The following is a 13,569-nucleotide window of genomic DNA, read 5'->3' as shown; positions in this document are numbered from 1 at the left end:
AAAACGGGCAGACACTTTTAAAGTATCTGCCCGCTTTTACATAACTTGCAATTCAGTCAACACACTAAAATCAGTTAAGCGCTATACACTCCACACCACTAATCCGACCCTACGGAAAACAGTGACGGAGCACACTCACCTTGAACAGCCTTACCACCGACAAAATCATCAGATATAGCAAGTTTTCATTGATGGCTTATATAAGCTTTTTTGGCCTACTGGTGATGTACAGCAACTTCACCGACTATTCATCCAACTATGAATACGTGGGCCATATTTTGAGCATGGACACCACCCGGGAAAACATCAACCTGAACTACCGGGCAATCACCTCGCCCATGCTCCACCACCGGATCTACTGGCTAATTATCACCCTTGAAGTGATTTATACCGCCTTCTGCCTGTTTGGCGCCTATCACCTTTACCGAAATATGAATGCGTCCGCCGAGGTGTTCCATGAGGCCAAGAAGTTCTCACTTATTGGACTGATGATCGCCATCTTTGTCTATTACGTCTGCCTGCAAGTGATCGGCGTGGAGTGGTTCAACATGGATGAATCACAAGTCTGGAACGCCAAGGACTGGGCTCGGCATATCGTCGATTTCATACTTCCGCTGCTGATATTCGTCGCCCTCAGGACTGAGCGCTGAGCGCGCTCGGGCCCAGGTTTTTCAAGCAAGCTTGCCATTGCCTTGCGCCATCGGCACCTTGGGTTTACGGAACACCAGCACATTACCCAGCATCACCAACACTAACCCCATCAATGCCGGCGCGGTCCATTGATAACCTTCGGCAAATGCCGAGACGTTAAGCGCCACTACCGGGAACAGGACGGTGCAATAGGCCGCTCGCTCCGGGCCCATCCGCCCGACCAGCGTCAAGTACGCGGTGAAGCCGATGACCGAACCCGGAATCACCAGGTACAGCAGCGAACCGATGTAGCGCGTATTCCATTCCATGTCGAACGGGATGCCCCTGACCAGACACCACATCGACAACATCGCGGCGCCATACGCCATGCCCCACGCGTTGGTGGTCAGAGGCTTCAAACCGGCCTTCTGTTGCAGGCTCGAGAGCATGTTGCCGGCCGAGAAACATAGGGTGCCGAGCAGCGCCAGGCCCAAGCCGAGCAAGGTTTCCGGGCTGGCTGTGTGGCCGGCCACCTCCGGCCAGAACAACAGGCCAAGCCCGGACAGGCCCAACGCACCGCCCATCAATACGTTGCGGGCGATTTTCTGGCCGAAGAACACCCGTGCATTGAGGGCGTTCCACAGGGTGGCGGTGGAAAACACCACGGCAACCAGGCCACTGGGAATCCACTGACTGGCGGTCAGGAAACACATGAAGTTGACGCAGAACAGACACAAGCCCTGGGCCAGGCAGATCAAATGCCCGCGACGGTTCATCACTTGCAGGCGTCGGCTGAGCAGCAGCAGGACGAACAGCACCAGCGCAGCCAGGCCGAAGCGATAGACGATCGACACGGGAATGGCCACCACGCCCAGCTGCCATTTCAAGGCAATCCAGGTGGTGCCCCAGATCAGCACGGTCAGCAAATACAACGAAAGGTTCATGGCGACAGCTCCGGGATGGGCAATGCAGTTCACTTTGTAGCGAGCGAGCTTGCTCGCGCTGGGCTGCGTAGCGGCCCCAAATCCTGGAAAACTCCCCCAGTTTTGTGAGTGCTGCGCACTCAAGCGGGAGCTAGCTCCCTCGCCACAGTGCATTGCCTGATTAGGGATCCAGTGTGCTGCGCCAAATGTGGGCGCACTTGCATAAACTTGCGCTTTTGTTGGCCGACAGGCTGGCAGGCCAGCGGCTACGGAGTAGGATGCGAAGCGTTGGAGAGAAAACGATCATGCCCGCACTGGAAACCCTGCAAGTCTTTCAAGCCCTCAACCGCTCGCCCAATGCTCGCCTCGAGCACAGCGCCGAGCTCGGTGACGGCATGGCTGCAGCCTTGTGGAGCAACCATCACGACGCCCAGGACTACGAGGCGCCGAGCCACCACACGCTGTCGTGCTACATCGCCGGCGGCACCGGCACCTTCCGCCGCGACCAGCCCGGCACCAAGGGCGGCCCGGACAAGTTGTGCATTCTGCCGGCCGAGCATCAATCGGGCTGGGTAATCAACGGCGACATTCGCCTGGCCCACGTGTATTTCAGCCCCGAACAATTCGCCCTCGGCTGCGTCACGCTGCTGGATCGCGAACCTCGCGAACTGCAATTGCGCGAAGCCACCTTCCTTGACGATCCGGCACAAGCCCGGCGCTTCCACCAAATGCTTACCCTCAACTGGGACGAACCCGGCGAACGCCTGCTCACCAGCAGCCTCGCTCACGAAATGCTCAGCCATGTGTTGCTCTGTCAGGTCGGGATGCGTGAGGGCTTGCGACTCAAGGGTGGACTGGCGGCGCATCAGCGGCGGCAGTTAGTGGAGTTCATCGACAATCAATTGGCCGAGGCCATCAGCCTTGGGCAATTGGCGGCGTTGTGTGCGTTGTCGGAGTATCACTTTGCGCGGATGTTTCGCGAGAGCTTTGGCTTGCCGCCGCATCAGTATGTGTTGGCTCGAAGGCTGAGCCGGGCGCGGGAGTTGTTGCGTTCGACGTCGCAGCCGTTGGGGGAGATTGCATTGGCGTGCGGGTTTGCCAGTGCGAGTCATTTCACCAATCGGTTTCGGCAGATTTTGGGCGGGACGCCTGGGGAGTATCGGCAGGCGTTTTTGCGTTAATCCTGAGATTTGCGGCGTCTGTCATGCAGTCTTCGCGGGCAAGCCTCGCTCCTACAAGGGCAACGTAAAACGTGTAGGAGCGAGGCTTGCCCGCGAAGAACGATGACGCGGTCTGCGATCAGAATTCCAATGTGCTCGACAACGAAATCTGCCGCGAATCCCCCATCGACACAAAGAACCGGCTCGCCGCCGAGGTGTAGTAGGTGCGGTCAAACAGGTTCTTCACGTTGAGCTGAAATTTGACCTTCTGCCCTTCAACCTTGGTGTCGTAAGTCGCGAAGGCATCGACCACGGTGTAGCTCGGCAGGTCGAAATCGTTGACGGCATTACCCGCCCGCTCGCCGACATACCGCGCGCCCGCGCCGACGCGCAATTGATCGCCGCCGATAATGGTCCCGAAGTCGTAGACCGCCGACAGCGAGCCACTGTTCTTCGCCACGTTTTGCAGTTTTTTGCCCTTGTAGTCCGGGTCTTCGGTGACTTCGGCGTCGGTGTAGGCATAGCTGCCGATCATGCTCCAGCGGTCGCTGAGCTGGCCGCTCAAATCCACTTCCAGACCTCTGGAGCGCACTTCGCCGGCGGCGCTGTAAATCGTCACCGGGCCTTCGGAATTGGCCACCAGCACGTTGCGTTTCTTGATGTCGAACAGCGCGACGTTACCGGTCACGCGACCCGGCATGTCGAGCTTGGCGCCGATTTCCCAGGACTTGGCTTCTTCCGGCGCGACGCTGCCGTCGAGCACGGTGCTGCTGCCGCTCAACGGTGCGATGGTCGAGTTGGGCTTGAACGATTCGGTGTAGCTGCCGTAGAACGACAGTTCATCAGTGAAGCGATAGACCAGACCGGCGCGGGGCACCCATTTCTGGCCGTTGCTGTCGGTGTTGGCCTTGAACGGCACGCCTTTGCCGGCGTACTGGTCGTATTCCTGGAAGCGTGCGCCCGCGACGAAAATCCATTGATCGGTGAGGTGAATCGAGTCCTGCAGGAAGATCGAATCGCTACGCAGTTCGTCGGTCTGCGCGCTGTCGGCCGGGCTGACGGTGGTGCCGGCGACTTCGCGGCCATAGACCGGGTTGACGTAGCTGAAGGTGCTCAGGCTTCTCTGGCGGATCAGGTCTTCGCGGTAGATCTTGCGGTACTCGTCATCGATGCCGAACACCAGGTCATGTTGCATTCCCAGCAGGTTGACGTTGCCTTCGAGGCTGGCGGTGGTGAATCGGTCGGTGCTGATGGCGTTCTGAGTACCGTCCATGCTGCGGGTCAGCGTGCCCCGTCGGGTGTCGATGGCGGTGACGCGCACCTGGCTGGCGTCGTAGGTTTCACGGTTCCAGCTGTAGCCGAAGTGGGCGTTCCAGTTGTCGTTGAGCTCGTGATCGGCCTCGAAGTGGTACAGGTCCGAGCGGCCTTCCATGTTGTTGAACGGCTCGTCCAGACGCTCATTGCGCGAGATGTCCAACGGGTGATTGGTGCGTGGGTCGATGATCGTGCCGCGGTCGAACGGGGTCAGGAACTCGCGGTGTTCGTAGGAGAACAGCAGCTTGGTGCTCTCGCCGAACCAGGCCAGCGACGGTGCCACCAGCGTCTCGCGGTGGGTGCCGAAGTTGCGCCAGTAATCCTCGTCTTCGTGGTCCAGTACCATGCGGTAAGCGAAGCCGGAATCACCGAGCGCACCGGTGCTGTCGAGGCCGCCGCCGCTGCCGTTTTTGCCGTCGCCGTAGGTCGAACCGCGCAGCGTCAGGGCGTTGTATTGCTCGAGCTCGGGTTTCTTGCTGACCATGTTGACCACACCGCCCGGGTCCTGGATGCCGTACAGCAGCGAGGCCGGGCCCTTGAGCACTTCGACCCGGTCCACGGTCGCATTCATGCCTCGACCCTGCACGATCGGCATGCCGTCGCGCATGATCGAGCCGTTACGGTTGTCGCCGAAACCGCGGGTCATCACCGAATCCTGAGTGCTCGCCAGCGTGTTGCCCTGAGTGATGCCGCTGACGTTGGCCAGCGCATCATCCAGATTGCGTGGTGCCTGATCGCGAATGACCTGGGCCGGGATGACGTTGACGGTCTGCGGGATTTCCTGGAGCAAGGCCGACGAGCGCATCACCGAACTGGTGGGCGGCGGCTGATAGCTCATGGATTGATCGGCCACCGAGTTGATGGTGGTCGTGCCCAGACTCAACGTGCCGGCGGTGGGCAGCGGTTCAAGCACCAGGGTGTGAGCGTCGCTGCGGCGGAAGGTGAAACCCGAACCGCTGAGCAGACGCTGCAGGGCCTGCTCGGCGCTCAACTGGCCATTGATCGCCGGGGCAGTGAGACCGTACGGCGCTTCATCGGTGTAGACCACGCTGATGCCGGTGACCCGACTGAAGTCGCTCAGGGCCTGGGGCAGCGGTTTGGCAGCGATGGCGAAGCTGAACTGCGTGTGCTGCAGCGTGCCGGCAGCCTCAGCGGCCGATGCGACGCGTGATGGCAGCAACGCCAGCGCCAACATGCTCAGTGCAGAAGCACCCAACCACTGTTTGACCGAACCCGATTTTGCCCTGGACTTCATTGCTCAATGACCTGTGTAGAACCTACGGGATGCGAATGACTCGCAGTTTCAGTCACTACACGGATGGGGGTCGGGTTTACCTCACCATAATTTTGAAAATAATTTTTTTGCCTTGGGAGATGTGGTGTTCGGTCTGACGCCTTCGCGGGCAAGCCTCGCTCCTACATTGATCGCGCATGATCTGTTGGAGCGAGGCTTGCCCGCGAAAGCGCCGGTAGCCTCAGCGCAAAATAATCAGATGCCCCAAAACATTGGTCTGCTCAAACCCCAAAACGCCCTGCAAAGAACTCAAAACCACCTCCGGGTCCTTGCTCGGAAAACTGCCACTCACCCGCCGCGCCGCCAGTTCATCATTGAGCAGCACAATCCGCCCCGGGTAATACCGCCCCAAGTCCTGCACCACATCAGCCAACGTGGCCTTGTAGTAATTAAGCCAACCCTGACGCCACACCAACTGCGCTTCGCTGTCCACCGCGTGCAGCTTTTGCGCCGAGCCTTCGCCGTAAGCCACTTGCTGGCCGGCGCTCAGAATCTGTTGCTCGGCGTACTTGTCCGCGGTCACGCCGACCCGCCCGGACAGCACCGTAACTTGCGCGCCGTGCGGTTGCAGGCGCACTTCGAACTGCGTGCCGAGCACCTGCACCTGACCCTTTTCCGCAGCGACCACAAACGGATCACCCGTGTGGGTCACGCTGAAAAACCCGGCACCGCGGCGCAGCTGAACATGGCGCTCACCACGACTGATATCCACGGCGATGGCGCTGTCGGCATCCAGCGTGACTTGCGACTGATCGGCCAATGTAACGGTGCGAATTTCCCCCGGTGCAGACACATAGTCCGCCCCCAGATCATCGATCCAGCGCGTCGGCTGCCAACCCGCACCGAGGCCGATCATCAGCACCAGGCATGCGGCCATGGCCAGCGCGCCAGACCAGCGCCGCACGCTGGAGCGTCGAGATTGGTTCATGGCATTAAGGTAACCCTGCAAGGTAAACGCATCTTCGTCGGCCAGGGTGCGCGCCGGCGCTTCGCTCAATTCCCACAGCACTTGTGCCTGGGCGTAAGCCTCGGCGTGGGCGGGATCGGCCTGGAGCCAGCGACTGAAAGTGAGTTGATCGCCGCTGCTGGGCTGGTCGTGCAACAGGCTCAGCCAGGCGAGCGCGGCCTGCTCCTGAGCGGACGTCGGGGTGACGCGGTCGGGTTGATTCACGGTGCTTTCCCTGGCGTGCGCGTTGGCGGTTCCCGCAGGCTGGCCTTGCAGGCATCGAGGGCGCGCATCATATGTTTTTCCACGGCGCTTTGGGACAGGCCCATGGCCTTGGCGATCTCGGCGTATTTGCGCCCGTGGATGCGGTTGAGCAGAAAGATTTGCCGGGTGCGTTCCGGTAACGCGCGCAACGCCGCTTCGACGTGACGCAGATCGTTGCCCGCCTCCAGCGCGGCTTGTGGTTCGCTGCCCTGGCTGTCCGGCTGATCCGGCATCCAGCCTTCGTTGACCCGCACCCGCGTGCCTTCACTGCGCAAATGGTCGATGGCGATGTTGCCGGCGCAACGCAGCAGGTAAGTGCTGAGTTCCTCGACTTGCACCAGTGGCCGCCGCCAGAAACGCAGAAACAAGTCCTGCACCAGATCGGCGGCGGTCGCTCGGCAGCCGACACGCCGGCTCACCAGCGCTTCCATCTGCGAACGCTGGGACAGGAACACCTGAAGGAAATGCGCACGGGCGCCACGATGTTCTTCGTCGTGTGATTCAGGTGGATTAGTGATCATCACTGCGCGAACACTGCAACGGGGCTCGCGAGCACGCTCAACCCGGCCAACGCCAGAGCCAGACGCGGGCGATACGGCAACAACAACACCAGCAGCAAGGCGCTGAGCATCAACACCGCGAACCACTCCACCAACCCCAAGCCCCAACCGGTATTCGACACCGCCGCCCATAAGGAAACCGCCAGCAACACCCAGCCGCTCAGCTTGAACGCTTTGCGCCGCCGGGCCGATGCCTTGCGTCCGAGCAATTCGGCGTGATGCCGATCCATCGATAAACACAGCGCGGTGAAACCGCCGTAACACAGCAGCAAGGCCAGCAACATTCAGTTCACCTTCTGCTCAAGCGTGATCGGTCGGGCACGTTCTTTAACAACACGAACGGCCTGCCCGGTGCGCTGCATTTTCCACGCAGCCCAGGCCAGGAACAGGCCACTGCCCAGGCAGGTCAAATCGAACCCGGCGAGCGTCCAGTCGCCTTGAGCCAGCGTCACACCCAAGTGGTACGGCGTGGTCAAAGCATTGAGTAGCGGCACACCGCAGAACAGCACTGCGGCCAACGCCAACTGCTCGACCCACGCCGCGCGGCCGCGGACCACCGCATGAATCACGCTCACGCCCCAAACGATGAAGAAGCTGTTCACTTCCCAATCCGCCCGGGTCGCCATCTCGACCGGCAGCAGCCGATTGGCCCAGAAGAAAGCCGCCACCGCGACCACCAGCCCGGACATGCTGGCAATGTTCAGCACTTCCACCAGCCGCAGCTCGAAGGGCATCACCGCGCTTTTCGCATGTTTGAGCTGGCGCTTGCCGAGCCAGATCACCAGCCCGGTTCCAATCATCGCCGTGCTCGCCAGACCGCAAATGAAGTACAGCCACCGAAGAACGGGGCTCGCGAAATGGCCCATGTGCAAACCATAAAAACTGCCGGCGATGGCCATCGGCACCGGTTGCTGCGGCGTGGCGCTGAGTTGTTGACCGGTCACGCCGTTGAAGGTCACCGCGCTGCTGGCGTCATAAATCACCCGGTCGGCATCGTCCCTTGAGACGACAATCGAGGCATTCGCATCCCCCGGATTGTTCACCGTCAAACGTTCTACCCGACCGCCCGACCACTGCGTGCGCGCCCGCTCCAACAGCGGCGCCATCGGCGCCAGCTCAGCCGGTTTGCCGGCGAGTTCGGGTGTGCTGGAGGCCGGGAACACCTCTGCGTAAAACGCGCGTGCATCACCTTTGTACGAGGCCAGGATGCTCGCCGGCATCACCATCGCCATGAAAATCACCAGGCTGCTGTAAGTGATCATCAGGTGAAACGGCAACACCAGAACGCCCACCGCGTTGTGCCCGTCCAGCCAGGAACGCTGGCCTTTGCGGGGGCGGAAGGTGAAGAAGTCCTTGAAGATTTTCTTGTGGGTGATGATCCCGGTGATCAGGCCGATGAACATCACCATGGCCGCGATGGTCGACAACCAGCGACCCCACGGATAAGGCATTTGCAGCTGGAAGTGGAAGCGATAGAAGAAGTCGCCGCCACTGGATTCACGGCCCTGCACTTCGCTGCCGGTTTGCGCGTCGAGGAGTTTTTCGGTGAATTGCCCACGCTCGCCGGGTATGGCCGGCGACTGCTGCCAGCGCACCGACAGGCCCGGCTCTCGGGCACTCGGCAAATCGATCAGCCAGCGCGAGGCACCCGCTGCGTGTTGCTGAAGGTAATTTTGCGCCAGGGTCAAACTGGCTTCGGAGCTCACCGAACGCGCCGGTATCTCGGGCTGCATCCAGTGACTGATTTCGTCCTTGAAATAGGCAAGCGTGCCGGTCAGGAAAATCGCGAACAACAACCAGCCGAAGATCAACCCGGCCCAGGTGTGCAACCAGGCCATCGCCTGACGAAAACCCTCTTTCATGCGTGGCCCATCCAATACGCCAGCCCTGCCACCGCCGCCAGCACCAGGCCCGGCACGATCAACCCGAACCAGGCCTGCCACGCGCTGCGACAGGCAAAACACCAGAGCACCGCGACCAGATAGACCAGAAACGAAGTCATCATCCCGGTCACCACCGCTTCGGCCCGGGCCATCGGCAGCCATAAGCTCAGGCTGACACTGGCCAGCGCCGCAACGACATAGCCGCCCAACACCGCGGCCAGCACGCGGGAAGTGACGGCCAGTCGATAAGAAACGGGGAGCGTGCTGATTTTGCCTTTCATGTTTCGACCTTGAAACCGGGTGAGGCCGCGTGACGGTCACGGGGCCAGCAAGCGCGCAATATTAATGATAAATATTCTCATACGCAAAACAGATCCGATTGCAGGGGGCCATTCCACACCTCTACAATGCGAACAATTCTTGTTCTCTAACGTATCCGTTTGTGTCGGAGTGGTTCTGTTGCAGCCCGCCAATCCCGTCGAAGTCCTCTATCACGCCCACCACAACTGGCTCACCGGGTGGTTGCGGCGCAGGCTTGGCTGCCCGGAAAGCGCGGCGGACCTGGCCCAGGACACGTTCATTCGCGTACTCACTGCGCGGGAAACTCCGCAGATTATCGAGCCACGAGCATTCCTGACGACGATCGCCAAACGCGTGCTGTTCAATCATTACCGTCGTCAGGATTTGGAACGCGCCTACGCCGAAGCACTGGCGCACCTGCCGGAGGTGTACGCACCGTCCGAGGAAGAGCGGGCAATCATCCTGCAAACCCTGATGGAGCTGGACCAGTTGCTGGATGGTTTGCCGCGACTGGTCAAACGCGCCTTTTTGCTCGCACAGGTCGATGGCCTGACTTATCCACAGATCGCCGCCGAACTGGGGATTTCCATCGCCACGGTCAAACGCCATTTGAGTAAAGCAGCCATGCGCTGCTACTTCGCACTATGAACGGCACTCCGGACTTTTCTTCCCAGGTCGCCGAGCAGGCGGTGCACTGGCTGATGGAAATGCAGCAAGGCCCGCTGAACCCGCGCCAGCAACAAGCTTGGCAGCAATGGCACGATGCGCACAGCGAGCATCAACGGGCGTGGGAACATATCCAGCGGGTCAATCAGCGACTTCGCGGTTTGTCTTCACCGCTGGCCCACGCGGCGCTCAATGCGCCGAAGTCCGGCAGCCGACGTCAGGCGTTGAAACTGTTGCTGATTCTTGGCGCCGGTTCTGCGGTCACTTGGGGCCTGCGCGAACACAACGTGCTGTCGCCGTTACTCGCTGATTACCGCAGCCCCATCGGTCAGCGGCGCAAGGTGGCGCTCGGCGCAGGCAATCAGTTGCAGCTCAACACCGCGAGCTCGGCGGATCTGCGGGTGGAGGGTCAGCAACGGCTGATCCGTTTGCTGGAGGGCGAACTGCTGTTGACCGCCACCCAGGCGTTTGAGGTGCAGACCGCGCAGGGGGTTTTGACCACGCAAGGTGGGCGATTGAACGTCCGGCAGTTTGCTGATCGCACGCAGGTGGCGGTGTTCGAGGGCAGCGCCGAATTGACGCCGGACGGTGGCACACCGCAGGTTTTGCCAGCCGCGCGGCAGTTGGGTTTCGGCCCGCGTGGCGTGGGCCAATCGCTGCCGCTGGACGCCAATAGCGGCGCCTGGGCCGATGGCATGCTGGTGGCCGCGCACATGCGCCTCGGGGATTTTCTCGACGAACTCGGGCGTTATCGTCGCGGGCAGCTGAATTGCGATGCGAAGGTGGCGGATTTGTTGATCTCCGGGACGTATCCGCTGGACGACAGTGAGCGGATTCTTGATCTGCTGGAAATCAGTTTGCCGGTGAGGGTCAAGCACTTTACGCGGTATTGGGTGACCGTCGAAGCGAAGGTGTAACCCAAGGCGAAACACAAACCCTGTGGCGAGGGGGCTTGCCCCCGTTGGGCTGCGAAGCAGCCCCAAAACCAGATGAACACATTCCTTCAGACAATCCGAGTATTTCGGTTTTGCGACTGCTGCGCAGTCGAACGGGGGTAAGCCCCCTCACCACAGGTCCCCACTCGCCACAAAAAGTGATCCACGCAAAAAATTTTGTTCCACGTGAGCCGTTTTTCAGATCTGGCGTGACAGAGAAGGAAAGCCCCCTTGATTCCACCTTCTCAGGATCGTCGTCCATGCACCCCACCCGCCTCACTCCGCTGGCCCGCACCTTGCGCCAACTCTTGCTGGGCGTCAGCCTGAGTTTCGGCGTGCTGCCGCTCGCTCTCGCCGCCGATGCCAAGCCGTACCACATCGCCCCGTCCTCGCTGGAAAACGCCCTCAACCAGTTCGGCCGTGAAGCCGGCGTGTTGATTACCTTTGGTTCGCAAATCACCAGCGGTATGCAGAGTCGTGGCCTGGAAGGCAACTACACCCCATCCCAGGGCTTGGACGCTTTGCTCGAAGGCACCGGCCTGCAAGCTCGCGCCGAGGGCGACAATGCCTTCAGCCTGCAACCGGCGGGCGACACCGCGCTAGAACTGGACACCTCGAAAGTGGTGGGCGACTGGCTCGGCGACGCGGCGCAAATCAACGTCTTCGAGCACCCCGGCGCACGTGATGTGATCCGTCGTGAAGAGTTCGAACGCCAGGGCGCGACCCAAGCCAAGGACGTGCTCAACCGTATCCCCGGCGTGAACGCGCCGGACAACAACGGCACCGGCAGCCATGACATGGCGCTGAACTTCGGCATTCGTGGCCTCAATCCGCGCCTGGCATCGCGCTCGACCGTGTTGATGGACGGCATCCCGGTGCCCTTCGCCCCCTATGGCCAGCCGCAGCTGTCATTCGCCCCGGTGAGCATCGGCAACATGGACGCGGTGGACGTAGTGCGCGGCGGCGGCGCGGTGCGTTACGGCCCGCAGAACGTCGGCGGCGTGGTCAATTTCGTGACCCGTGCGATTCCCGATGAGCCAACGGTGAAAGGCGGTTTCCAGACCGAAACCAGTCCTTCCTCCAGCCATGACGGTTTCAAAACCACCGGCAACTTGCTGGCCGGCGGCACGGCCGACAACGGCCTGGGCGGGGCGCTGTTGTACTCCGGCACCCGCGGCGGCGACTGGCGTGAACACAGCGACACTGAAATCGACGACCTGATTCTCAAGGGCAAGTATCAGCTCGATGACGCCAACAGCTTCAACGCGATGGCTCAGTATTACGAAGGCAGGGCGGACATGCCCGGCGGTCTGAACGTCGCTGATTACGACGCCGACCCGTATCAGTCCACCCGCCCGAAAGACCAGTTCTGGGGCCGCCGGACGATGTTCAATGTCGGCTATCGCTATCAGGAAGATCGCCGCGAATTCACTGCCAACACCTTCTTTACCAAAACCTTGCGCAGCGGTTATCTGGATCAGGGCACGTTCCTGTCGCTGTCGCCGCGCGAGTATTGGGTGCGCGGCCTGGAAACCCGTTTTGCCCAAGGTTTTGACCTCGGCCCGACCAGCCATGAAGTCGGCGTCGGCTATCGCTACATCAACGAAGCCGGCCACGAACTGCGCTACCGCGAACCCATCGCCAACAATACCTTCCCGACCACCAACAGCCGCAATGACCGCGACACCCGTGGCGGCACCGAGGCGAATGCGTTCTTCGTCGACGACCGGATCGACATCGGCAAGTGGACGATCACCCCAGGCATTCGCTACGAGATGATCGATTCGCAGCAGACCAACAACCTGACAAACGTGAAGTACAAGGGCGACTACAACACCGCGCTGCCGGCGTTGAACGTGCTCTACCACGTGACGGACACCTGGAATCTCTACGCCAACACCGAAGGCTCGTTCGGCAGCGTGCAGTACAGCCAGATGCCAAACCGGGTGACCAGCGGCGAAGTCAAACCCGAGAAGGCGCGGACCTGGGAACTGGGCACCCGTTACGACAACGGCGCACTGAGAGCCGAGATCGGCGCGTTCCTGATCAACTTCGACAACCAGTACGAAAGCAATCAGACCAACGATTCGGTGATCGCCCGGGGCGAGACGCGTCATCAAGGCATTGAAAGCAGCATCAATTATTCGCTGGATGATTTGAGCCCGTCGCTGGCCGGCTTCGATGTGTATGCCACATACGCCTATGTGGACGCGACCATCCGCGAAGACGGACCGAACAAGGGCAATCGTGTGCCGTTCTCCTCGAAACACAAAGGCACGATCGGGTTGGGGTACACCGAAGGCGCCTGGAAGCTGAACCTGGACAGCAGTTACCAGAGCGACCAGTTTGCCGACAACGCCAACACCTCGGCCGAAAGCGCTGATGGCAGCACGGGCAAGATTCCTGGGTACATGTTGTTCAGCAGCCGCGCGGCGTATGACTTCGGGCCGAAACTGTCGGATTTGAATGTGGCGGTGGGGGTTAAGAACATCTTCAACCACCAGTACTTCACCCGGTCGTTTGATGACAACAACAAGGGCAAGTACGTGGGGGAACCGCGGACGGTTTATGTGCAGACGTCGGTGGCGTTCTAATCGAACGCCCTTACAACGGAAAGCTTAAGGCATAACGCGATTTTGTAGCAGCTGGCGAAGCCTGCGTCCGGCTGCGCAGCAGTCGTAAAGTCAGACGGTG

At 60.7% G+C, this 13,569-nt stretch carries 12 protein-coding genes; 5 read left to right on the top strand and 7 right to left on the bottom strand.

Going from position 1 to position 13,569, the window contains the following annotated elements:
• The first annotated feature begins 140 nt into the window (after window positions 1-140).
• Entirely contained in the window at window positions 141-650 is a 510-nt protein-coding gene (locus tag ACYZT6_RS02480; protein ID WP_462025572.1) for a DUF2165 family protein, read from the top strand.
• Between the two features lie 21 nt (window positions 651-671).
• Here the strand turns inward: ACYZT6_RS02480 and ACYZT6_RS02475 are convergent, their stop codons facing one another.
• Window positions 672-1,574 (bottom strand): DMT family transporter, encoded by a 903-nt coding sequence (locus ACYZT6_RS02475; RefSeq protein ID WP_462025571.1) that lies wholly within the window; start codon window positions 1,572-1,574, stop codon window positions 672-674.
• Window positions 1,575-1,858: 284 nt separating this feature from the next.
• Between ACYZT6_RS02475 and ACYZT6_RS02470 the strand changes: the two genes are divergently transcribed.
• A complete protein-coding gene (locus ACYZT6_RS02470) occupies window positions 1,859-2,734 on the top strand; it encodes a helix-turn-helix domain-containing protein (RefSeq protein ID WP_462025570.1) in 876 nt (291 codons plus the stop codon).
• 118 nt (window positions 2,735-2,852) lie between these two features.
• Here ACYZT6_RS02470 and ACYZT6_RS02465 read toward each other — a convergent pair whose 3' ends face one another.
• From ACYZT6_RS02465 to ACYZT6_RS02440, 6 genes are all read right to left on the bottom strand, one after another.
• Window positions 2,853-5,282, bottom strand: a complete 2,430-nt coding sequence (locus ACYZT6_RS02465; RefSeq protein ID WP_462025569.1) for a TonB-dependent siderophore receptor — start codon at window positions 5,280-5,282, stop codon at window positions 2,853-2,855.
• 220 nt (window positions 5,283-5,502) lie between these two features.
• Window positions 5,503-6,492, bottom strand: a complete 990-nt coding sequence (locus ACYZT6_RS02460; RefSeq protein ID WP_462025568.1) for a FecR family protein — start codon at window positions 6,490-6,492, stop codon at window positions 5,503-5,505.
• Window positions 6,489-7,052 (bottom strand): RNA polymerase sigma factor, encoded by a 564-nt coding sequence (locus tag ACYZT6_RS02455; RefSeq protein WP_462025567.1) that lies wholly within the window; start codon window positions 7,050-7,052, stop codon window positions 6,489-6,491. Before ACYZT6_RS02455 ends, ACYZT6_RS02460 begins: the two co-directional genes overlap by 4 nt.
• On the bottom strand, window positions 7,052-7,375 hold the full coding sequence (locus ACYZT6_RS02450; protein WP_462025566.1) for a DUF3325 domain-containing protein: 324 nt from the start codon (window positions 7,373-7,375) through the stop codon (window positions 7,052-7,054). Before ACYZT6_RS02450 ends, ACYZT6_RS02455 begins: the two co-directional genes overlap by 1 nt.
• Window positions 7,376-8,953 carry a PepSY-associated TM helix domain-containing protein gene (locus ACYZT6_RS02445; RefSeq protein ID WP_462025565.1) on the bottom strand — a complete coding sequence of 526 codons (1,578 nt, stop codon included), beginning with the start codon at window positions 8,951-8,953 and terminating at the stop codon, window positions 7,376-7,378.
• Window positions 8,950-9,255, bottom strand: a complete 306-nt coding sequence (locus ACYZT6_RS02440; RefSeq protein WP_462025564.1) for a DUF3649 domain-containing protein — start codon at window positions 9,253-9,255, stop codon at window positions 8,950-8,952. Before ACYZT6_RS02440 ends, ACYZT6_RS02445 begins: the two co-directional genes overlap by 4 nt.
• 178 nt (window positions 9,256-9,433) lie before the next feature.
• Between ACYZT6_RS02440 and ACYZT6_RS02435 the strand changes: the two genes are divergently transcribed.
• The 3 genes from ACYZT6_RS02435 (at window position 9,434) to fecA (ending at window position 13,469) form a co-directional block, all read left to right on the top strand.
• Window positions 9,434-9,922: a sigma-70 family RNA polymerase sigma factor gene (locus ACYZT6_RS02435; RefSeq protein ID WP_462025563.1), complete on the top strand. Its 489-nt coding sequence runs from the start codon at window positions 9,434-9,436 to the stop codon at window positions 9,920-9,922.
• Window positions 9,919-10,857, top strand: a complete 939-nt coding sequence (locus ACYZT6_RS02430) for a FecR domain-containing protein (RefSeq protein ID WP_462025562.1) — start codon at window positions 9,919-9,921, stop codon at window positions 10,855-10,857. Before ACYZT6_RS02435 ends, ACYZT6_RS02430 begins: the two co-directional genes overlap by 4 nt.
• A gap of 278 nt (window positions 10,858-11,135) precedes the next feature.
• On the top strand, window positions 11,136-13,469 hold the full coding sequence (gene fecA, locus ACYZT6_RS02425; RefSeq protein ID WP_462025561.1) for a TonB-dependent Fe(3+) dicitrate receptor FecA: 2,334 nt from the start codon (window positions 11,136-11,138) through the stop codon (window positions 13,467-13,469).
• Window positions 13,470-13,569 lie beyond the last annotated feature (100 nt).

The organism is Pseudomonas sp. RT6P73, from assembly GCF_054897715.1.
The sequence above is the reverse complement of the archived record's forward strand: the minus strand, read 5'-3'. Positions and strand labels throughout refer to the sequence as shown.

Coding starts and splice junctions, on each gene's coding strand:
- ACYZT6_RS02445 (WP_462025565.1), bottom strand. CDS start 8,953: ATGAAAGAGGGTTTTCGTCAGGCGATGGCCTGGTTGCACACCTGGGCC.
- ACYZT6_RS02455 (WP_462025567.1), bottom strand. CDS start 7,052: ATGATCACTAATCCACCTGAATCACACGACGAAGAACATCGTGGCGCC.
- ACYZT6_RS02440 (WP_462025564.1), bottom strand. CDS start 9,255: ATGAAAGGCAAAATCAGCACGCTCCCCGTTTCTTATCGACTGGCCGTC.
- ACYZT6_RS02470 (WP_462025570.1), top strand. CDS start 1,859: ATGCCCGCACTGGAAACCCTGCAAGTCTTTCAAGCCCTCAACCGCTCG.
- ACYZT6_RS02475 (WP_462025571.1), bottom strand. CDS start 1,574: ATGAACCTTTCGTTGTATTTGCTGACCGTGCTGATCTGGGGCACCACC.
- ACYZT6_RS02465 (WP_462025569.1), bottom strand. CDS start 5,282: ATGAAGTCCAGGGCAAAATCGGGTTCGGTCAAACAGTGGTTGGGTGCT.
- fecA (WP_462025561.1), top strand. CDS start 11,136: ATGCACCCCACCCGCCTCACTCCGCTGGCCCGCACCTTGCGCCAACTC.
- ACYZT6_RS02430 (WP_462025562.1), top strand. CDS start 9,919: ATGAACGGCACTCCGGACTTTTCTTCCCAGGTCGCCGAGCAGGCGGTG.
- ACYZT6_RS02450 (WP_462025566.1), bottom strand. CDS start 7,375: ATGTTGCTGGCCTTGCTGCTGTGTTACGGCGGTTTCACCGCGCTGTGT.